17 protein-coding genes are annotated in these 20,682 nt (G+C 62.9%); 8 read left to right on the forward strand and 9 right to left on the reverse strand.

All coding sequences use genetic code 11. The annotated features are described in order from the left end of the window. Nucleotides 1–113: 113 nt before the first annotated feature. From N8H74_RS01265 to ilvD, 5 genes are all read left to right on the forward strand, one after another. A complete protein-coding gene (locus tag N8H74_RS01265) occupies nucleotides 114–1,310 on the forward strand; it encodes a class I SAM-dependent rRNA methyltransferase (RefSeq protein WP_217829396.1) in 1,197 nt (398 codons plus the stop codon). A gap of 460 nt (nucleotides 1,311–1,770) precedes the next feature. Continuing rightward, entirely contained in the window at nucleotides 1,771–2,841 is a 1,071-nt protein-coding gene (locus tag N8H74_RS01270; RefSeq protein WP_262145907.1) for a SagB family peptide dehydrogenase, read from the forward strand. Further along, nucleotides 2,838–3,800 (forward strand): diiron oxygenase, encoded by a 963-nt coding sequence (locus N8H74_RS01275; RefSeq protein ID WP_262145909.1) that lies wholly within the window; start codon nucleotides 2,838–2,840, stop codon nucleotides 3,798–3,800. Before N8H74_RS01270 ends, N8H74_RS01275 begins: the two co-directional genes overlap by 4 nt. Beyond that, entirely contained in the window at nucleotides 3,793–5,025 is a 1,233-nt protein-coding gene (locus N8H74_RS01280) for an MFS transporter (protein WP_262145910.1), read from the forward strand. The genes N8H74_RS01275 and N8H74_RS01280 overlap by 8 nt, the downstream gene beginning before the upstream one ends. 258 nt (nucleotides 5,026–5,283) lie before the next feature. Beyond that, entirely contained in the window at nucleotides 5,284–7,125 is a 1,842-nt protein-coding gene (ilvD, locus tag N8H74_RS01285) for a dihydroxy-acid dehydratase (protein ID WP_217829392.1), read from the forward strand. A gap of 188 nt (nucleotides 7,126–7,313) precedes the next feature. Here the strand turns inward: ilvD and N8H74_RS01290 are convergent, their stop codons facing one another. Beyond that, nucleotides 7,314–8,369: a haloacid dehalogenase-like hydrolase gene (locus N8H74_RS01290; protein WP_262145912.1), complete on the reverse strand. Its 1,056-nt coding sequence runs from the start codon at nucleotides 8,367–8,369 to the stop codon at nucleotides 7,314–7,316. Nucleotides 8,370–8,621: 252 nt separating this feature from the next. On the opposite strand from N8H74_RS01290, the gene N8H74_RS01295 reads away from it, so the two are divergent. Beyond that, nucleotides 8,622–10,013 (forward strand): L-cystine transporter, encoded by a 1,392-nt coding sequence (locus N8H74_RS01295; RefSeq protein ID WP_217829390.1) that lies wholly within the window; start codon nucleotides 8,622–8,624, stop codon nucleotides 10,011–10,013. 93 nt (nucleotides 10,014–10,106) lie between these two features. On the opposite strand, the gene N8H74_RS01300 is transcribed toward N8H74_RS01295, so the two are convergent. After that, nucleotides 10,107–10,619 (reverse strand): dihydrofolate reductase, encoded by a 513-nt coding sequence (locus tag N8H74_RS01300; protein WP_262145914.1) that lies wholly within the window; start codon nucleotides 10,617–10,619, stop codon nucleotides 10,107–10,109. 85 nt (nucleotides 10,620–10,704) lie between these two features. On the opposite strand from N8H74_RS01300, the gene N8H74_RS01305 reads away from it, so the two are divergent. Both N8H74_RS01305 and N8H74_RS01310 read left to right on the forward strand, forming a co-directional pair. Further along, nucleotides 10,705–12,078, forward strand: a complete 1,374-nt coding sequence (locus N8H74_RS01305) for a DUF2868 domain-containing protein (RefSeq protein WP_262145915.1) — start codon at nucleotides 10,705–10,707, stop codon at nucleotides 12,076–12,078. Further along, the gene (locus N8H74_RS01310; RefSeq protein WP_262145916.1) at nucleotides 12,071–13,456 is read left to right on the forward strand and encodes a GTPase/DUF3482 domain-containing protein; all 1,386 of its coding nucleotides are present in this window, start codon (nucleotides 12,071–12,073) and stop codon (nucleotides 13,454–13,456) included. The genes N8H74_RS01305 and N8H74_RS01310 overlap by 8 nt, the downstream gene beginning before the upstream one ends. On the opposite strand, the gene N8H74_RS01315 is transcribed toward N8H74_RS01310, so the two are convergent. From N8H74_RS01315 to N8H74_RS01345, 7 genes are all read right to left on the reverse strand, one after another. Then, nucleotides 13,453–13,878: a hypothetical protein gene (locus N8H74_RS01315; RefSeq protein ID WP_262145917.1), complete on the reverse strand. Its 426-nt coding sequence runs from the start codon at nucleotides 13,876–13,878 to the stop codon at nucleotides 13,453–13,455. The two genes, N8H74_RS01310 and N8H74_RS01315, sit on opposite strands and share 4 nt — an antisense overlap. A gap of 86 nt (nucleotides 13,879–13,964) precedes the next feature. Continuing rightward, entirely contained in the window at nucleotides 13,965–14,528 is a 564-nt protein-coding gene (locus N8H74_RS01320) for a phosphonate degradation HD-domain oxygenase (protein ID WP_262145918.1), read from the reverse strand. Nucleotides 14,529–14,530: 2 nt separating this feature from the next. Then, nucleotides 14,531–15,664: a TIGR03364 family FAD-dependent oxidoreductase gene (locus N8H74_RS01325; protein WP_262145920.1), complete on the reverse strand. Its 1,134-nt coding sequence runs from the start codon at nucleotides 15,662–15,664 to the stop codon at nucleotides 14,531–14,533. Nucleotides 15,665–15,790: 126 nt separating this feature from the next. Further along, nucleotides 15,791–16,816 (reverse strand): putative 2-aminoethylphosphonate ABC transporter substrate-binding protein, encoded by a 1,026-nt coding sequence (locus N8H74_RS01330; protein WP_041063660.1) that lies wholly within the window; start codon nucleotides 16,814–16,816, stop codon nucleotides 15,791–15,793. Between the two features lie 45 nt (nucleotides 16,817–16,861). Continuing rightward, nucleotides 16,862–18,586, reverse strand: coding sequence for a putative 2-aminoethylphosphonate ABC transporter permease subunit (locus N8H74_RS01335; RefSeq protein ID WP_262145921.1), 1,725 nt, complete (start codon nucleotides 18,584–18,586; stop codon nucleotides 16,862–16,864). Then, the gene (locus tag N8H74_RS01340; RefSeq protein WP_262145922.1) at nucleotides 18,586–19,662 is read right to left on the reverse strand and encodes a putative 2-aminoethylphosphonate ABC transporter ATP-binding protein; all 1,077 of its coding nucleotides are present in this window, start codon (nucleotides 19,660–19,662) and stop codon (nucleotides 18,586–18,588) included. The genes N8H74_RS01335 and N8H74_RS01340 overlap by 1 nt, the downstream gene beginning before the upstream one ends. Nucleotides 19,663–19,809: 147 nt before the next feature. Continuing rightward, nucleotides 19,810–20,673 carry a LysR family transcriptional regulator gene (locus tag N8H74_RS01345; RefSeq protein ID WP_262145923.1) on the reverse strand — a complete coding sequence of 288 codons (864 nt, stop codon included), beginning with the start codon at nucleotides 20,671–20,673 and terminating at the stop codon, nucleotides 19,810–19,812. Nucleotides 20,674–20,682 lie beyond the last annotated feature (9 nt).

The raw sequence follows: 20,682 nt of genomic DNA on the forward strand, positions 1-20,682 counted from the left end.
GAGCCTGCTCCGGGCGGTGTTCCGACGATGGCGCCGTCAGCGTTTCATCGCTCACCCGGCCCGACGCCAGCCGCAACACGGTATACTCCCGCTCTTTTTTCCGGAGCGACGTCATGTCCCTGCCTAGCTTGCGCCTAAAAGCCAACGCCGACCGTCGCCTGCGCGCCGGTCACCTGTGGGTCTACAGCAACGAAATCGACGTGGCCGCCACGCCGCTGCACGGCTTCCAGGCCGGTGACCAGGCCATCCTCGAAGCCGCCGGTGGCAAACCGCTCGGCATCGTCGCGATGAGCCCGAACAACCTGATCTGCGCCCGCCTGCTGTCGCGCGACATCAAGCTATCGCTAGACAAATCGCTGCTGGTGCATCGCCTGAACGTCGCCCTGTCGCTGCGCGAGCGCCTGTTCGACAAGCCTTTCTATCGTCTGGTCTACGGCGATTCCGACCTGCTGCCGGGTCTGGTGGTCGACCGTTTCGGCGATATCGTCGTGGTACAGATCGCCTCGGCAACCATGGAAGCGCATAAAGATGACGTGATCGCCGCGCTGACTCAGGTGCTCAAGCCAAGCGGCATTCTGTTCAAGAACGACTCCGCCGCCCGCGATGCCGAAGGCCTGAACCGCTACGTCGAAACCGTGTTCGGCCTGGTGCCGGAATGGGTCGCGCTGGAAGAGAACGGCGTGAAATTCGAGGCCCCGGTGATCCAGGGCCAGAAAACCGGCTGGTTCTACGATCACCGCATGAACCGCGCGCGCCTGGCGCCTTACGTCAACGGCAAACGCGTGCTGGACCTGTACAGCTACATCGGTGGCTGGGGCGTGCAGGCCGGTGCGTTCGGTGCCAGCGAAGTGTTCTGCGTCGACGCGTCGGGCTTCGCCCTCGATGGCGTGGAGCGCAACGCCGCCCTGAACGGTTTCGCCGACAAGATGACCTGCATCGAAGGCGACGTCTTCGAAGCGCTGAAAGAACTCAAGGCTGCCGAAGAGCGCTTCGACGTGATCGTTGCCGACCCGCCGGCGTTCATCAAGCGCAAGAAAGACATGAAGAACGGCGAAGGCGCCTACCGCCGCCTCAACGAGCAAGCCATGCGCCTGCTCACCAAGGACGGCATCCTGGTCAGCGCATCCTGCTCGATGCACCTGCCGGAAGACGACCTGCAGAACATCCTGCTGACCAGCGCCCGCCACCTGGATCGCAACATCCAGTTGCTGGAGCGTGGCGGTCAGGGTCCGGATCATCCGGTCCACCCGGCCATCGCCGAAACCCGCTACATCAAGAGCATCACCTGCCGCCTGCTGCCAAACAGCTGATCGGCGAAAACGGGGAGCCCACGGGCTCCCCGTTTGCTTTGCACGACGGCACAACGCCCGGCTGCGGATTTACCCTTCATATTTATAACCTTCCTACTCTTGCGCCCTACAAGCGACGAGGATATTTCCCTGTATCTTGCAAACAAGGAAATAAACCCTACAAGTTAGTCTCAAGACACAAGATTGCTCCGACAAAATTACTGGAATATTCCTACTCAATATTTGTTTGCCAACAATCCATTACAAACTATTATTAAGTTGTCACCACGAGGTGGCACTCATCATCAAATCAACAATGAACAAGGAGTTCACTCATGAAAACCATTACTCTCGAATCCAGCAAAATCGCCAACCTGGCTTTTCTGGTTGCCCCTAAAGCGACCCGTTAAGTAAATCAGGACGCAGGGGAGTGCCGGCCCCCCGGCGTCTTTTTGATTTCATCCAGAGCGAACCCGCGAAAATGCACATCAATCCCTACCTGTTCATACTTCCGCGCCCCCCTGGGCAGGTGGTCTGGAACTACAAGGATCATGTTCAACATGAACTTGACCTTGAATATTCCAGTCGACTTGCACAACTTATCAACGAGCCGAATACTTTCGATAAACAAAACACGATAGACACTCAACTATTGAATGCCGGAATAATAAGTACAACATTCATTGAAAGTCCCGCATGGGGCTGGGATGAACTATCAAAGATATTTCATATCGGCACGCAAAACATACCCAGTTCACACACACCACAGAACATCAAGGAATGGTCCAGACAATATCTGGAACATTGCACGGAAGTACTCGCCACACCCGCGCCGAAAACCGATCGGCCGCAATATCCCGGAAGTTCGCGCATCGCGCTCCCGACACCTGGCGCAGTCGCTCGCGACAGCCTGTCCGCAGCCCTGACCCGGCGTAAAACCTGTCGCAGTTTCAGCGATAGCAGCCTTTCCCTGAGCGACGTCAGCACGTTGCTTTATCTGTCCCTGGGCTACTTGCACGAACGCGAACATGCCAGCGACGACGGCGTCGCCCCTGGCCTCGGCGCACGACGCAGCAGCCCTTCCGGGGGTGGGCTGAACGCCTGCGAAGGTTTTCTGCTGGTGCAGAACGTCGAAGGCCTGGAACCCGGCGTCTACGCCTACTGCCCGGCCGCACACGCCTTGACACAGGTGAACCCGCTGCCCGATAGCGCCCTGGGCCAACTGCTCGGCGGCCAGCACTTCATCAACAATCTGCCACTGGGCCTGTTCATCACCGCCCGGTTCGACCGGCTCTGGTGGAAATACCTGCATTCACGGGCCTATCGCATGGCCTTCGTGGAGGCCGGCCACCTCTCGCAGACGTTCCAGCTGGTCGCCACCGCCCTGGGCCTGAACACCTGGCTGACCGGGGCCTTCACCGACGAACAGGTCCAGGCTTTGCTGAAACTCGAGGACGCCGAGCAACCGCTGTTCTTCGTCGGCTGCGGCAAAAGCGACGGCCAGGCGATGTGCCAGGAAATGCGCGATCTGTTGCGGGAAACACAGCCATGAGCACCCTCAAGACCTCCGTACACGACGCTCCCGGATTCACGCTGGGCGACTGGAACCGCCGCGCCTCGGTGCGCAGCAGCACCCATGACTATCAGTTGCCGGAAGACGTGCAGCAGCAACTGCAAACCCGCCACTGGTTTCCCCCCGCCCTCCTGCCCTATCTGGCCCATCCGGCCATTGAAGCCGCCGGGCGCGACGTGCTGCACCGGCTGACGGCCAATCACCTGGTGCATTTTCTCGACTACACCACACTCCTCGAACACCGCATCGTCAATCGCGCGGTGGAAGTCATCATCCACGCAGAGCTACCGGCCGAAGTCCCGCCACCGATGAAGACCGCCGCGCTCCAGCTCTATACCGACGAGGGGTATCACGCGCTGTTCTCCAGTCAGTTGGCGGAACAGATTGCCGCCCTGTACGGAATCGCCGAGCGCCCGCAGATGCCACGGCGCATCACCTGCATGAACGCACTGGTTGCCCGAACGCCGGAAATGGACCGCCCACTGGCGTGGTTTCTCCTCGGCTTCGTCTCGGAAACCATCATCGCCCGGGAGCTGCTCGACGTCTGTCGCGACAGCCTGGTGTCCAGTGTGAATGACATGCTGCGCGACCACCTGGCCGACGAGGCCCGTCACAGCCGCTACTTCGCCGAAGTGTTCCATTACCTGTGGCTGACCCTGAGCAGCCGCCAGCAGCTCTTTGCCAGTGCAATGCTGCTGGACATCATCGAGATTTTCTTCGAGGTCGACGAACACTGGTTGCGACAGAGCCTGCGCGGCGCAGGCATCGCCGAACAGGCCGTGACGCAGATTGTCTGCGAGACGGCGGCGACGCCGCTCAGCCGGCAGCGCGCCCGCTCAGGCGCCACCGCGACGCTGGACGCGCTGCGCAAGGCCGGTTTTTTCGAATCCCCCCGTAACCGCGCACTGTTCGCCCAGGCAGGACTGATCGATGGATAGCGCAAACCCCGTGGCAACCACCCGACAGCGGCGCGGAGCCGTCAGCCTGTTGCTGGCGATGGTGTTGCTCGGTGTTTTCCCGCTGGATGTCCTGCTGCCCTCGTTTCCGGAGCTGGCCGAACATTTCCGCAACACGCTGGCGGCCATCGCCCTCTCGGTCAGTCTGTTCGCCGTCGGGATCGCGGTGGCTCAGGTATTGATCGGGCCGCTGTCCGACGTGATCGGGCGCAAAGGCCTGTTGCTCAGCGGCATGGCCGTGTCGATGCTGGGCGCCCTGGGTTGCGTGATCACCAGTGACTACACGCTGTTCCTGATATTCCGCATCGTCCAGGCATTGGGCTGCGGCTGCTTCGTCCTGTCCCAGGCGCTGGTGCAGGACCTGTTCGACGGTGAGGAGCGCGATCGCCTGCGCATCCTGATGGTCACCGCCAGCGGGATTTTCATCTCGGTATCGCCCCTGGCCGGCACCTTCCTGCAAGCCACCCTGGGCTGGCGCGGCAGCTTCTGGGTATTCACCGCGCTGGCGGGCGTGGTGATGTTCAAGGCCTGGCTGTTTCTGGAGAGCAGCCGCCCCGCCGCCAGCGGCACACCCCTCGGTTTCCATGAGGCCTATCGACGGGTGCTGGGGAATTTCGACTTCGTCGGTTACTGGCTGATTTCGGCGTTCGCGTTTGCCTGCCACTTCTCGTTCATCGTCATTTCACCGCTGATCTTCATGGATCGCCTGCAACTGTCGGCCTACGACTTCTCGTTGATCCTGCTGGTATATGGCGCCGCTTATGTGGTCGGCGGCATCGTCGCCACGCTGCTGAGCCGAAGAGTCAGCACCGGCCGGCAAATCGTCGTCGGCCTGGGCCTTATCCTGCTGTCGGGGCTGGTGATGCTGTACCTGGCCGCGAATCATGCACTGGCCCCGGCCACGGTGCTGATCCCGATGCTGATCTGCACCGCCGGCACCACCATTACCCGACCGGCCGCCACATCCCGGGCCATGAGCCTGTTTCCCGAGAATGCCGGAACCTCGGCTTCGGCCGGCAGCACGATCATCTTCATCTGCGGCGGCCTCATCAGCGCGTTGATCAGCCTGAGTCCGGCCAACCTGCAAACCACGCTGGGTTACAGTTTTGTCTCGCTTGCCGGCGTGGCGCTGGCCTTGAACAGCCGGATCAGCCATCGCACCAGAGTGCTTCAAGCCATCGCCACGGTAGAGCCGGAGAGTGACTGATCCTGCCGGTCGTCATTTCGCACGCTTCGTCAGCACTGGAACAACGCTTTGCGCCATTCCCTCCAGACGCCAGCGGTGTAGAATCGCCAGATTCATCGCCATTCATCCCCCGGCGGGTTTATGAGCTCGGGCTGAGGCTAGCGGCGATCCCGCAACGTCATCGGCAACTGACGGACACACGGCCATTTTTCCGCGTGCTCCAGACGTCAATAGAAGCTCACTCCCCTTTAGTACCTGATTAGCCGCCCGGAGTGCTCCATGCCAGATTACCGCTCGAAAACATCCACCCACGGCCGCAACATGGCCGGCGCCCGCGCACTGTGGCGCGCCACCGGGATGAAAGATGACGACTTCAAGAAGCCGATCATCGCGATTGCCAACTCCTTCACCCAGTTCGTACCGGGCCATGTGCACCTGAAGGACCTGGGCCAACTGGTGGCCCGCGAAATCGAACGCGCCGGTGGCGTCGCGAAAGAATTCAACACCATCGCCGTGGATGACGGCATCGCCATGGGTCACGACGGCATGCTGTATTCGCTGCCGAGCCGCGAGATCATCGCCGACTCCGTCGAGTACATGGTCAACGCCCACTGCGCCGACGCCATCGTGTGTATCTCCAACTGCGACAAGATCACCCCGGGCATGCTCATGGCCGCCCTGCGCCTGAACATTCCGGTGATCTTCGTGTCCGGCGGCCCGATGGAAGCCGGCAAGACCAAACTGGCCAGCCACGGTCTCGACCTCGTCGACGCCATGGTGATCGCCGCCGACTCCAGCGCTTCTGACGAGAAGGTTGCCGAGTACGAGCGCAGCGCCTGCCCGACCTGCGGTTCGTGCTCCGGCATGTTCACCGCCAACTCGATGAACTGCCTGACCGAAGCCCTGGGCCTCGCCCTGCCGGGCAACGGTTCGACCCTCGCCACCCACAGCGACCGCGAGCAGTTGTTCCTGCAGGCCGGCCGCACCATCGTCGAGCTGTGCAAGCGTTACTACGGCGAGAACGACGAGTCGGTATTGCCGCGCAACATCGCCAACTTCAAGGCGTTCGAGAACGCGATGATGCTCGACATCGCCATGGGCGGCTCGACCAACACCATCCTGCACTTGCTGGCCGCCGCCCAGGAAGCCGAGATCGCTTTCGACCTGCGTGACATCGATCGTCTGTCGCGCCAGGTGCCTCAACTGTGCAAGGTTGCGCCGAACATCCAGAAGTACCACATGGAAGACGTGCACCGCGCCGGTGGCATTTTCAGCATCCTCGGCTCGCTGGCCCGTGGCGGTCTGCTGCACACCGACCTGCCGACCGTACACAGCCGCAGCATGGAAGAAGCCATCGCCAAGTGGGACATCACCCAGACCAGCGATGAAGCCGTGCATCACTTCTTCAAGGCCGGCCCGGCGGGCATTCCGACCCAGACCGCGTTCAGCCAGTCGACCCGTTGGGAAACCCTGGACGACGACCGTGAAAACGGCTGCATCCGCAGTTTCGAACACGCCTACTCGAAAGAGGGCGGCCTGGCCGTGCTGTACGGCAACATCGCCCTCGATGGCTGCGTGGTGAAAACCGCCGGTGTCGACGAATCGATCCATGTGTTCGAAGGCAACGCGAAGATCTTCGAAAGCCAGGACAGCGCCGTGCGCGGCATCCTCGCCGATGAAGTGAAGGAAGGCGACATCGTCATCATTCGCTACGAAGGCCCGAAAGGCGGCCCGGGCATGCAGGAAATGCTCTACCCGACCTCGTACCTGAAGTCCAAAGGCCTGGGCAAAGCCTGTGCCCTGCTCACCGACGGCCGTTTCTCCGGCGGTACTTCCGGTCTGTCCATCGGCCACGCTTCGCCAGAAGCCGCAGCCGGCGGTGCGATTGGTCTGGTGCAGGACGGTGACAAGGTGTTGATCGACATCCCGAACCGCTCGATCAACCTGTTGATCAGCGACGAAGAACTGGCCGCGCGCCGGGTCGAGCAGGACAAGAAAGGCTGGAAACCGGTCGAGAAGCGTCCACGCAAAGTCACCACCGCCCTCAAGGCCTACGCCCTGCTGGCGACCAGCGCCGACAAGGGTGCGGTGCGTAACAAGGCGATGCTCGACGGGCTGTAATGCTTAACCGTTGAACACAAAAATGCCCCGCCAAGTGCGGGGCATTTTTGTGTCTGACCCAAATCCCTCAGACGGAAATCAAAACTGCGGGAGGGGGATTGCTCACGAAAGCGGAGGGTCAGCCAACCTGTCTGCAGACTGATACGACCCCTTCGCGAGCAAGCCCGCTCCCACAGAATTCAGGGTGCTTACTGAATCTCTTCCGGCTTGACGATCACCCAGTTCTTGTCCGCCGTGACCGGCAACCCTTCCTTGGCCTGGGCCGCCGCGTGCTTGGCCATCATGCCGTTGAGCTGGGTCATGTACTTGTCCTTGCGGTTGACCCACAAGTGGATGCCGCCCTTGGCCACGTCGACATCGTGGAACAGCATGTAGCCGTCGCTGCTCGGGGTGTCGCCGCCCACCAGCACCGGTTTTTTCCACTCGTCGATGTAGGTCAGGATCGCCGCGTGCTTGCCGGCCATCCAGGTGGCCGGCGTCCACAGGTACGGGGTCAGTTCGAGGCCGAGGTTGGCTTTCTCGTCATACTTGCCGGCGGTGATCTGCTTGCGCGCCGTGGTCAGTTCGCCGGTTTCGCGGTTTTTCAGCAGAGTGGTCACACCGATGACGTTCTGCGGTTTGACGTTGTAGCCATACTTCGGATCGGCCGCGACCATCCGCACCAGCTCTTCGGAAGCGGCGGTCATCACGTAGACCTCGATGCCGTTCTCCATCAGCTTGTTGTACAGCTCTTTTTGCCCAGTGAAGATTTTCGGCGGCTGAACATCGAGGTTCTTCACCACATCGCCTTCGTAATAGGTCGCCGGCACCGGTTTGCCCGAGGCCATCAGCTCATCGACGTAGCCCTTGAGTTCCTTGAGGGTGAAGCCGGAGAACACCTGCGCCACCCACGGGTAGCAGACCATGTCGTCGACTTCGCAGAGGCGGTAGTAGTAACTGAACAGGCTTTCCTTGTGGTCGGCGGTGTCCTTGAACGGCATCAGTTTCAGGGAAGGGTCGAGTTTGTCGCGGGTGATCAGGCCCTTGTTCTCCATGAACGGCAGCAACGACTCTTCAAGATCGTAGCGATAGCTGGTGTTGTCCATGTCGAACACCGCGTAGTTACCTTTGTTGGCGTTGGCAGCGATCATCGCGTCCAGTGCCTTGGCCTGATCCGCCGGCCAGTGTTTCAGGTCGGTGGCAAAAGCCTGGCCGGCCAGGCCCAGGCAGAGTGCGACAGCCAGAAATTTCGGTGCGAACTTCATCGGCATTCCCCTTGTTGAAAGAGACAGGTTCAAAGAGATCGACGCTAACAAATCCGTGTGACAGTTCTCGTCTGTCAGCGACCGCCCACGTCCCTTTCACGCCAGTTGCATCTCCGACAGCGACACGCGCTTATTCCAAAAACGACGGACGCCCTGCGATTTCGGTATTAATTCATTGCAAATCAAACTGTTAGGCTTGCCGGTTCGCAACAGCCCCGGAAGGCTGTTGGCAAAGTCTTTCCTGGAGATCCCATGAATCTGCCGCTGATCCTCAATCTGCTGGTGTTCCTCGCCCTGCTCTTCGGTCTGGCGCAAACCCGCCATACCTCCTGGAGCCTGGCGAAAAAAGTCTTGCTCGCGCTGGTGCTGGGCGTGTTGTTCGGTGTGGTGCTGCACACCATTTACGGCGCCGGCAACCCGGTGCTGAAAGCCTCGATCGGCTGGTTCGATCTGGTCGGCAACGGTTACGTGCAACTGCTGCAAATGATCGTGATCCCGCTGGTGTTCGCCTCGATCCTCAGTGCCGTGGCCCGTCTGCACAACGCCTCGTCGCTGGGCAAGATCAGCTTCCTGACCATCGGCACACTGCTGTTCACCACGGCCATTGCTGCGCTGATCGGTATCGGCCTGACCAACCTGTTCGGCCTCACCGCCGAAGGCCTGGTGGCCGGCACCCAGGAAATGGCGCGCCTGCAAACCATCCAGACCGATTACGCCGGCAAGGTCGCCGACCTGAATGTGCCGCAACTGCTGCTGTCGTTCATCCCGCAGAACCCGTTCGCCGATCTGGCGCGGGCCAAACCGACCTCGATCATCAGCGTGGTGATCTTCGCCGCGTTCATGGGCGTTGCCGCGCTGCAACTGCTCAAGGATGACGTCGAGAAAGGTCAGAAAGTGATCAACGCCATCGACACCCTGCAAGCCTGGGTGATGCGCCTGGTACGTCTGGTGATGAAACTGACCCCGTACGGCGTACTGGCGCTGATGACCAAAGTCGTCGCCGGTTCCAACCTGCAAGACATCATCAAGCTCGGCAGTTTTGTGGTGGTGTCGTACCTCGGCCTGGGCCTGATGTTCGTGGTACACGGCGTGCTGGTCTCGGCCGCCGGGATCAATCCGCTGCGTTTCTTCCGCAAGATCTGGCCGGTGCTGACCTTCGCGTTCACCAGCCGCTCCAGCGCCGCGAGCATTCCGCTGAGCATCGAAGCGCAGACCCGTCGCCTGGGGATTCCGCAATCGGTCGCCAGTTTCGCCGCCTCGTTCGGCGCGACCATCGGCCAGAACGGTTGCGCCGGTCTGTACCCGGCCATGCTGGCGGTGATGGTTGCACCGACGGTCGGCATCAACCCGCTGGACCCACTGTGGATCGCGACGCTGGTGGCGATTGTGACCCTGAGTTCGGCCGGTGTCGCGGGCGTGGGTGGCGGTGCGACGTTCGCCGCGCTGATCGTGCTGCCGGCGATGGGCTTGCCGGTATCGCTGGTGGCGTTGCTGATTTCGGTCGAGCCGCTGATCGACATGGGCCGTACGGCGTTGAACGTGAGCGGTTCGATCACCGCCGGGGCGATCACCAGCCAGGTGATGCAGCAGACCGACAAGGCGCTGCTGGAGGCCGATGAGCATGCGGAACTGGCGCAGGCTTAAGTTTTTCAGCGTCTGAGCGGGTCTTTTCGCGAGCAGGCCCGCTCCCACAGGGAAAGGCTTTCCAATGTGGGGGCGGGTTTACTCATGAAGCTGTCAGGCTTTTTCCCAGACTTCAAAGTTGTAAGCCGGTTTGTCGCCCTCGGGCGGATTCTCGACGTTGGAAACCAGCTTCCACTGCGCCGGATCAAACTCCGGAAACCACGCATCCCCTTCCGGGCTCAGCGCCACACGGGTCAGATACAGACGATCGGCCTGCGCCAGCCCCTGCGCATACAACTGCGCGCCGCCAATCAGCATCAGCTCATCGACGCCTTGTTCTTTGGCCCAGGCTTCGGCGCGAACCACCGCAGCTTCCAGCGACGGATAGACTTCTGCGCCCTCCAGCACCAGACCGGCCTGACGGCTGACCACGATGTTCAAACGGCCCGGCAGCGGCCGGCCGAGGGAATCCCAGGTCTTGCGGCCCATGATGATCGGCTTGCCGAGGGTCGTGGCCTTGAAGTATTTGAAGTCCCCCGGCAGGTGCCAGGGCATGCTGTTGTCGACGCCGATCACGCGGTTTTCACCGAGGGCTGCGATCAGGCTGAGGGGGAGTGATTTAGTCATGCCGGCGAGGATACCAGAGCCTCGCTTGACCCGATAAGCGCCACAGCGGTTATGCTCACGGCTCGATTAAGCGACGGGAAGCCGCGTGACTGAACTGACTCCACTGCAAAACCTCTGGCTCACCGAAACCATCCGCCTGCGCGAGGAACACGCCGGGCCGCTGGAGGATCTGGAAGCCAATCGCCTGGCCCGCGCGGCCGGTGGTGATCTGCCGGGCCGCATCCAGCGCCGGGCGGTGTGGCTGGCCGAGCGCGACGGCCTCGGCACCGCGTTGCGGCACTGGCTGCAAGGCGCGCGGCTGGCACTGGTGCTGCTGACGATCCTGGCAGTGTTGAGCGGCGCAGGTCTGGCGTTCGCGGCCCTGGGCCAGACACCGGTCAATGTGTTCTGGGCCTTGGGCAGCCTGCTCGGGTTGAATCTGATCCTGCTGATCAGTTGGGCATTCGGACTGCTGTTTGCCGGCGAGCACGGCGCGACGCTCGGCCGTTTGTGGCTGTGGCTCAGCGAAAAACTCGCCCGCGATGCCAAGGCCGCGCAACTGGCACCGGCGCTGTTACTCCTGCTGCAAAGACAAAAACTCAACCGCTGGGCGCTCGGCACGCTGGTCAACGGCCTGTGGCTGCTGGCGATGCTCAGCGCCCTCGTGCTGCTGCTGACGCTGATGGCGACCCGGCGCTATGGCTTCGTCTGGGAAACCACGATTCTCAGCGACGACACCTTTATCAGCATGACCCAGGCCTTAGGCGCCCTGCCGGCGCTGCTCGGTTTCAACGTGCCGACCGAGGCGATGATCCGCGCCAGCGGCGACGGCGCGTTGAACATCGAAAGCGCCCGTCAGGCCTGGGCCACCTGGCTGGTGGGGGTGCTGGTGGTCTACGGCGTGCTGCCGCGCCTGCTGTTGGCGTTGTTGTGCTTCTGGCGCTGGAACAGCGGCAAAGCCGCGCTGCGCCTGGACTTGAATCTGCCCGGCTATGCGCAATTGCGCGAACGCCTGATGCCGACCAGCGAACGCCTGGGCATCAACGACGCCGCACCCGAACAATTGCATCGGGTCGAAAGCGGCGTCAGCGAACTCACCAGCGAGGGCGCGCTGCTGGTCGCCATCGAACTCGACGATCAGCGCCCATGGCCGCCGACCCTGGCGAAAAATGTCAGTGACGCCGGCATCCTCGACAGCCGCGAATCCCGGCACAAACTGCTCGAACAACTGAGCCGCTTCCCGCCGGCGCGCCTGGCAATCGCCTGTGATCCCCGACGCTCGCCGGATCGCGGCAGCCTGGCGCTGATCGCCGAGCTGGCGCGTAATGCCGCCGCCACCCGCGTCTGGCTGCTGCAGGCGCCGCCGGGGCAGGCACTGGATGCCGAACGGCTGGGTGACTGGCATGTGGCGCTGCAGCAACTGGAGCTGCCGTTCGCCGATTGCGCGCCGTTGAACTGGCTGGAGAGCGGTCATGACTGATGCCTGGAAAGCGCCGCTGAAACTGGCGGTGGTCGGCCACACCAACGTCGGCAAGACGTCGCTGCTGCGAACCCTCACTCGCGATGTCGGCTTCGGTGAAGTCTCCCACCGGCCGAGCACCACCCGGCACGTCGAAGGCGCGCGGCTGTCGGTGGATGGCGAGCCGCTGCTCGACCTCTACGACACCCCGGGCCTGGAAGACGCCATCGCCCTGCTGGATTTTCTCGAACGCCTGGAGCGTCCCGGTGAACGCCTCGATGGCCCGGCGCGGCTGGCGCGGTTTCTCGATGGCAGCGAAGCCCGCCAGCGTTTCGAACAGGAAGCCAAGGTGCTGCGCCAACTGCTCGACTCCGATGCCGGCCTGTATGTGATCGACGCCCGCGAACCGGTGCTCGCCAAGTACCGCGATGAACTGCAAGTGCTCGCCAGTTGCGGCAAGCCGCTGCTGCCGGTGCTGAACTTCGTCAGCAGCGCCAACCACCGCGAGCCGGACTGGCGTGAAGCCCTGGCTCGTCTCGGCCTGCATGCGCTGGTGCGCTTCGACAGCGTCGCCCCGCCGGAGGATGGCGAACGGCGGCTGTACGAAAGCCTCGCGTTGCTGCTGGAAAATGCCCGCCCGCAACTGGAGCGCCTGATCGCCGATCAACTGGCGCAACGCGAGGCCCGCCAGCAAAGCGCAGCGCGGTTGATTGCCGAGCTGCTGATCGATTGCGCGGCGTGCCGACGCAGCGTGGTCAGTGCCGCCGAACAGGAACAGCACGCCATCAGCGAGCTGCGCAAAGCCGTGCGTCAGCGTGAGCAGCGTTGCGTCGAAGCGCTGCTCACGCTCTACGCCTTCCGTCCGCAGGACGCCGCCGCCAGTGACCTGCCGTTGCTCGACGGCCGTTGGGGCGATGACCTGTTCAACCCGGAAACCCTCAAGCAACTCGGCGTGCGGGTCGGCGGTGGCATCGCTGCCGGCGCGGCGGCCGGAGCCGGGGTGGATCTGCTGGTGGGCGGTATCACCCTTGGCGCGGCAGCACTGGCCGGGGCGATTGCCGGAGGGGCGCTGCAAACCGCTCGCAGCTATGGCAATCGCCTGCTCGGCAAACTCAAGGGCCAGCGCGAACTCACCGTCGACGACAATGTGTTGCGCCTGCTCGCTTTGCGACAACGGCAACTGCTGCAAGCGTTGAACGCCCGCGGGCACGCGGCGCTGGACAGCATTCAGCTCGCCACCCCGCAGGACAAGACCTGGCGCGAAGGCAAGCTGCCCGAAGCGCTGAACATCGCCCGGGCGCATCCGCAATGGTCGTCGCTCAACCCGCATCCGAAACTGAGCCAGGCCCAGCGCCAGGAACAGATCGACGGTCTGGTGGACAAGGTGCTCGAAGCCTAAAACCAGCCTAGCTTGAGAAACTGTTTGACCAGTGCCGTCACGCGACTGCGATCCGTGCGGTTGGCACGGCCATCGTTGTCGACATCGGAACAGAGCACCACCTCGAAGCCGCCATCATTGTCCAGGTCATGGACGGCGGCTTTGTAGGCGATGGTTTCACCTTGATGAAAGTGCAGCCTGACCGACTCCGGTGTGCCATCGCCCCGTGGGTTCAGGGCGAAAATCCGCAGGTGCCGCGCCTGCCCCTCACCTTCGTTGAACCAGGCACATTTGAGGTAGGTCCTGACAAAGCTGCGCAATTGCACCCGCTCGCGCTCGGTGGGTTCGCGCAACCCGCGCTCGCCTTCATGAAATCGCAGTTGAACCGTGTTTCCGGCCCCCGTGCCCCATCGATCCTGAGCAATCACTTGTAGATAACGCATCCGTGCGCTCCTTCGGCAAAAGCCCAGTCTGGCGTTCTACCGGGAGCGCACGCCATGCGCCCTTTCGCGGTTTGCCGTAAGAAGCGTCAGCAGACTTGGCCGGATAGCACGCCGAAGGCCTTGCGCCTGAGCAACTGCAGATCGATCAGCGGCACGGCCGTTTCCTTCGCCAATTCGTCCCACTGACGCATGCGCAGGCTCACCGCACACAACGGATCCTGCTCGAAGACTTGCGCCTCGGCCGCCGTCATCACCCCACCCTGATACGCCAGCGTCCGCCGACTGGCTTCACTCAAGCGCTCGTAGTAGCCAGGCTCCTTCAAGGTCAGATAACGCTTGGCCTGTACGTGATACTCCACCAGCCACGCCATGCGCTCGCTGAATCCGGCCTCGCGCAGATAGTCCGCGCCGAGACGCTCATGACTGACCACGCCATAGCCGCCCATGTTCTCGGCACCCTCGGCGCACAGATGGCCGATGTCGTGGAAAAACGCCGCCAGCACCACTTCATCGTCGAAGCCTTCAGCCATCGCCCGTTCCGCTGCCTGGGACATGTGCTCGATCTGCGACACCGGCTCGCCGATGTAGTCGCTGGCGCCAAAGCGCTCGTACAGCCCGAACACCCGGTCGATGATTTGCTCGTGACTCACCGTCAAACCTCCCCGAGCAATTGCGCGATATTGCGCTCGGCCATGGCCGGACCGACGCTCATGCCGACCCCGGTGTGCATCAGCGCCACACCCAGCCCCGGTGCCGGTTGCAGGAACGAAAACGGCCCAGGCCCACGGGAGCCGCAGACGCCTTGCCAGCGCTCGATCACGTCTACTTTGCAATCGAGGGTCTGTTCGGCCAGTTCGATCATCCAGTTGTCCACCTGCTCGGCGTTAAACGGCGACGGGTCGCTGCCGTAGTGGTGCGAATCGCCAATGATCAGCTCGCCATAGGGCGTCGGGCTGATGAGCAGGTGAATGCCGTGCTCCTGCAAATGCGGCTCGTCGCGCCGGATCCGCGCCTGCACCGCCGCCGCTTCCGGCAGATCGGCGAACGCGCCGTAGTGAACGCAACTGAGGCCGGTGAGCACCGCGTGTTGCAGATTGAGGTCGATCTTCGGCCGGACGCGGAGCATTTGCAGGCGGCAGACTTGCGGATCGAGCGCGGCAATCGGCGCGGCCAGCAGGGTCTGATAATCATGGCCGGAACAGACGATGATCTGCCCGGCGGTGAACGTGCCGGCGGTGCTGTGCAGACGCCCCGGTTCGACATCGCGGACCAGGGTCGAGAAGTGAAACTCGACGTTCAGTTCGCGACGCAGGTAATCGATCAGCGCCGGGATCGCTTCCCGGGAATACAGCTGCTGATCGTCCATCCCGTGCAACGCCGCGCGGTGATGGCTGAACTGACCGCGATACAGATCCCGCAACGCCGCACCGCGCAGCAGTTCCACGCGATAGCCGTGCTCCACGGCGCGCCCTGCGCAGAAGGCTTCGAGTAGATGCTCTTCGGCATCGTTGCGGGCGAACAGGTACGAGCCGTTGCGCTTGAGTTGCAGGCCGGCGAGCTGCGCCCACTGCCCCCAGATCTCACGGCTGGCCTTGGCCAGTTCGAGCATCGGCCCCGGCGGCTGGCCGGTGACCAGCGCCTGGCCGAAGTTGCGCACCGAGGCGCCGAGCGGCGTGGCGGTACGTTCGAAAACCGTGACCTTGAGACCGCGCCGGGCGGCGGCATAGGCATGGGACAGGCCAAGAATGCCGGCGCCGACGATCAGCAGGTCGTTGTGTTGTGTCATCTGAATGATGTCCTGAATGAAAGACCGCTTTAGCGGGCGAACCCGCTCCCACAAGGATCTGGTGTACACCACCCAACCTGTGGGAGCGGGCTGCCCGCGAAGAGGCCCTGTCAGTCGATAAAGGTCTTACTTGGCCGCGACTTTCTCGGACTTGCCGTCATAGCGCTTGCGCCACTCGGTCAGGATCTCGTCGCGATTCTTCGAGGCCCAGGCAAAGTCGTTCTTGATCAGGCGCTGCTCGTAGTCCGCCGGCAATTCGGTCTGCGGCTTGGCGATGCCGGGTTGGGCGAGGACGGCGAAGTTTTCCTTGTACAGGTCCATCGCCTCGGCGCTGGCGGAGAAGTCGGCAAGTTTCTTCGCCGCGTCTTCATGCGGGGTGCCCTTGATCACGGCGGTCGCTTCGATCTCCCAGCCCAGGCCTTCCTTCGGCAGGATGATGTCCAGCGGCGCGCCCTGGCGTTTGAGTTGCACGGCCGGGTATTCGAAGGAGATGCCAATCGGGAACTCGCCCGCCGCCGCCAGCTTGCACGGCTTGGAACCGGAGTGAACGTACTGGCCGATGTTCTGGTGCAGACCGTCCATGTAGGCCCAGCCCTGTTTCTCGCCGAAGGTTTGCAGCCAGGCGCTGACATCGAGGAAACCGGTGCCGGACGACGCCGGGTTGGGCATGACGATCTTGCCCTTGTACTCAGGCTTGGTCAGGTCCTGCCAGCTCACCGGTTTGCTCAGGCCCTGCTTCTCGGCCTCGACGGTGTTGAAGCAAATGGTCGCGGCCCACACGTCCATGCCGACCCAGGCTGGCGGGTTCGCAGCGTCGCGGTAGTTCGCGCCGATCTTGCCCAGGTCCTTCGGCGCGTAGCTTTGCAGCATGCCTTGCTGGTCGAGAATCGCCAGGCTCGACGCCGCCAGGCCCCACACCGCGTCAGCCTGCGGGCGGGCCTTTTCGGCCAGCAACTTGGCGGTGATGATCCCGGTGGAATCGCGCACCCACTTGATCTCGACGTCCGGGTTGGCTTTTTCGAACGCAGCCTTGTAGGCAGTCAGCTGTTCGGCTTCGAGGGCGGTGTACACCGTCAACTCGGTTTTTGCCGCAAAGGCGTTCAGGCTGAAAGTAGCGAGCACCGCAGCGGCCAGGGCCATAGGCTTGAACATGATCGTTTTCCTATCTCGGATTGAGGGGTTGGGTCGAGGGTGAAATCAATGGCCGGGCGCGGTCTGCCGCCAGGCCTGGGAACGGCGCAGCAAGCCGCGCGAAGCCCCGGCCAGCAGCAGGGACACGCCCGCCGAGGTGAACAGAATCAGGGTCGACATCGCCGCCGCGCCGCCGACGTTGCCGGCGTCATCCATGTTCAGCACCGCCACCGCCGCAAGGATGGTGTCGGGGCTGTAGAGGAAGATCGCCGCCGAGACGGTGGTCATCGCCGAGACGAACAGGTAGCGCACGATGTCCAGCAACGCCGGCAGGCAGATCGGCACCGTGACGCGCAGGTAATGCCGGTACAACGGCGCCTTCAGCGACAGCGCGGCGGCTTCGAACTCGGCGTCGAGCTGACGCAGCGCGGTGGTGGCGGTCATCTGCGCGGTGGTCAGGTAGTGGGCGATGGTGCAGACGATCAGCAGGGTCATCGTCCCGTACAGCACATGCAGCGGGTTGCCGGTCAGGTTGAAGAAGAAAACGTAACCCAGGCCGAGCACCAGGCCCGGCACCGCCATCGGTACGAAACTGAGCATGCGCAGGGTCAGATTGAGTCCGCGCTGGGTGCGGGTCTTTTCCATCAGGTAGGCGCCGGTGAAGATCAGCACGCTGCCGATCAGCGCGGTGCCCAGGGCCATCTTCAGGCTGTTGCCGTAGGCCAGCCAGCCGCCGCCGGCGGTTTCGTTGAACTGATAATGGTTGAGCGACAGCGACAGGTTGTACGGCCAGAACTTCACCAGCGACGAGAACACCGCCATGCCGAACACCAGCAGCAGCGCGGCGCTGATCAACAGCACGATCGCCAGGTAACAGCCATCACGGCGCTTCGACGCTGTGGGCTTGAACACCTGGGCGCGACCGCTCATGGAGTCGCCATGACGCCGACGCAACCAGGCATCGACGCCGAAACTGAACAGTGCCGGCAGCAACAGCACCATGCCGATCAACGCGCCGCGACCGAACTGTTGCTGGCCGACCACCGCTTTGTAGGCTTCCAGCGCCAGCACCTGATAATCGCCACCGACCACCACCGGCACGCCGAAATCGGTGATGGTCAGGGTGAACACCAGACAGAACGCGGCGAACACCGCCTGCCGCGTCGCCGGCCAGGTGATGCTGCGAAACGCTTTGGCCGGACTGGCGCCCATGCTCGACGCCGCATCGAACAATCGCGCATCCGCCAGGGAAAGGGCTGACAGCAGAATCATCAGGGCGTGTGGGAAGGTGTAGATCACCTCGCCCAGCACAATCCCCCAGAAACCGTAGATGTTGTCCGACAGCAGGCCGCGCAACATGCCCTGATTACCGAACAGATACACCAGGGCAATCCCCGGCAGCATCGACGGCGCCATCAATGGCAGCAGGGAAATCCCCCGCCACAGGCCCTTGGCCGGAATCAACGTGCGCTGCAAGCCGTAGGCAAACAGGTAGGCCAGCGGTACGACGATGGCCGCGACGCTGAGGGAAACCTTCAGGCTGTTGCCGAGCAACCAGTGGAAGTTGTCGCTGGTCACCAGATCCTTCGCCGCGAGCCAGCCACCGCCCTGACCGGCCTCACTGCTGAAGCCGCGCCAGAAGATCGCCAGCAACGGCAACAGCACCGCCACCCCGAGCAAAACCAGCAGCACGAGTTTGCCGCCAAGGACGAAGACCCGGTCGCCGAATTCGGCCCCGGACACCCGCCGCGCCTGCTTTTGCGCCAGCGGCAGTGCAAGGTTGCGGTTCATCAGGCGAACACCTGCAGACTGCGCGGTGGCAGGGCGACCATGATCTGTTGGGCGCCGAGGCGCGGCATGGCTTCCGGGGCCAGTTCGGCGAGCAGGGCGTGGCCGGGCAGTTGATCGAGTTCGAAACTCATGCGGCAGCGATTGCCGAGGAAAGTGATCTCGCGAACCTTGGCCGGAAACAGGTTCTCCTCATGCACCAGCGGGTTGACGTTGATCGCTTCCGGGCGGCAGAACAACCGGCCCGAAGGACTTTGCACACTGCCATCGGCCAGGCGCAGGTTCATCCCGCCGACCCGCGCATGGCTGTCGCTGCTGCGCTGGAATGGCAGCCAGTTGCCCTGACCGACGAACTCGGCAACGAACGGTGTGGCCGGGCGGTTGTAGATTTCCTGCGGGGTGGCGTACTGCTCGACCCGGCCGTTATTCATCACGGCGATGCGGTCGGCCATCAACATGGCTTCGTCCTGATTGTGAGTGACCATCAGGGTGGTGATGCCGAGGTTGCGTTGCAGTTGGCGCAGCTCGGTACACAGATGCTCGCGCACCCGGGCGTCGAGAGCCGACATCGGTTCGTCGAGCAGCAACAGCGAAGGTGCCGGTGCCAGGGCGCGAGCCAGGGCGACCCGCTGCTGTTGGCCGCCGGACAACTGGCCGGGGTACTTTTTCTCACTGCCGCCGAGGCCGACCAGCTCCAGCATCTGACCGACCCGACGGCGCACTTCGTCGCGACCGCTGCCGGCAAGGCCGTAGGCAATGTTCGCTTCCACGGTCAGATTGGGGAACAGTGCGTAGGACTGGAACAGAATCCCGTAATCCCGCGCCTGCGGTGCGAGGTGGGACACGTCGCGCTCGCCCAGGTACAACTCGCCGCTGTCCTGCTTTTCCAGCCCGGCGATGCAGCGCAACAGCGTGGTCTTGCCGCAACCCGACGGGCCGAGCAGGCACACCAGCTCACCGGCCGCGACGTCGAGGGAGACGTTATCCAGCGCGGTGAAGGCGCCGAAGCGCTTCTGCACGTTGCGCACCTTCATTGGCGCGCCGGGGTTGGTCAGGGCAGTTGCGATTGCGGGATTCATGGGCAGACCTCATCAAGCAGATGAGGGCCATCCTAGGACTGTAATGCGTCCGTCATATGGCAACGAGGCAAAAACGGCCGATAGTGGTATTCGGGGATTTTGGTTCGGTTTTCATGTCATGTGTGACCTGATCTGACGCCGAGGGCTTCAGGCCGGAGACATTTCCTGCGCCAGCCCAAGAAACGCCGCTGGCAACCGGGCGCTCTTGCGCTCCTTGAGGCAGTACAGGTACTCGGGAATCTGCGGCGCATTCTCCAGGGTCAGCACCCGCAACTGCGGATCGTGGGGCACTTCCTGGCGGGCAATGATGCTGATGCCGATATTGCGCAGCACCGCCTCGCGGATCGACTCGCGGCTGCCGATCTCCAGCAACGGGCCGAAGCTCACGCCGGCGCTCGCCAGCAGCTCTTCGGTCAGGCGCCGAGTGGTCGAACCGGATTCGCGCATCAGCAGGGTATGCCCGGCCAGCGCGCTCAACGCCACATGCTCATGCGCCGCCAGCGGGTGATTGCGATGCACCGCCAGCACCAGCGGATCGCTGCCCAGCACCCGGCGAATCAACCGCGCATCCTCGAGCAACTGCGACGACGCGGCGACATCCACCCGGTAATCCTCCAGCGCTTCGAGCACTTGCTGCGAGTTGCCGATCTCCACCGAAACCTCCACCTGGGGCAGACGCTCGCGAAAGGTCTTCACCAGATCGAGGATGTAATACGGCGCAGTGGCAGCGATGCGCAACGTGCCCTGGACCTGGCCGCTGTTACGCAGGAAGAACTCGATATCGGCCTCCTGCTGCAACAGCGTCTTGACCATCGGCAGCAGTCGCGCGCCCTCCTCGCTGACGCTCAGGCGCCGGCCGCCCCGGTAGAACAGCTCCACCGAATACTGGCTTTCCAGGTTGCGGATCTGGGTGGTCACGGTCGGTTGGCTGAGGCCGAGCTTCTTCGCCGCCAGGGTGATGCTGCCCAGGCGGGCCACCATATAAAACGCCTTCAGCTCGGCACTCAGCACAACCGCCCC

This window comes from Pseudomonas sp. B2M1-30, from assembly GCF_025447575.1.
GTDB lineage: Bacteria > Pseudomonadota > Gammaproteobacteria > Pseudomonadales > Pseudomonadaceae > Aquipseudomonas > Aquipseudomonas botevensis.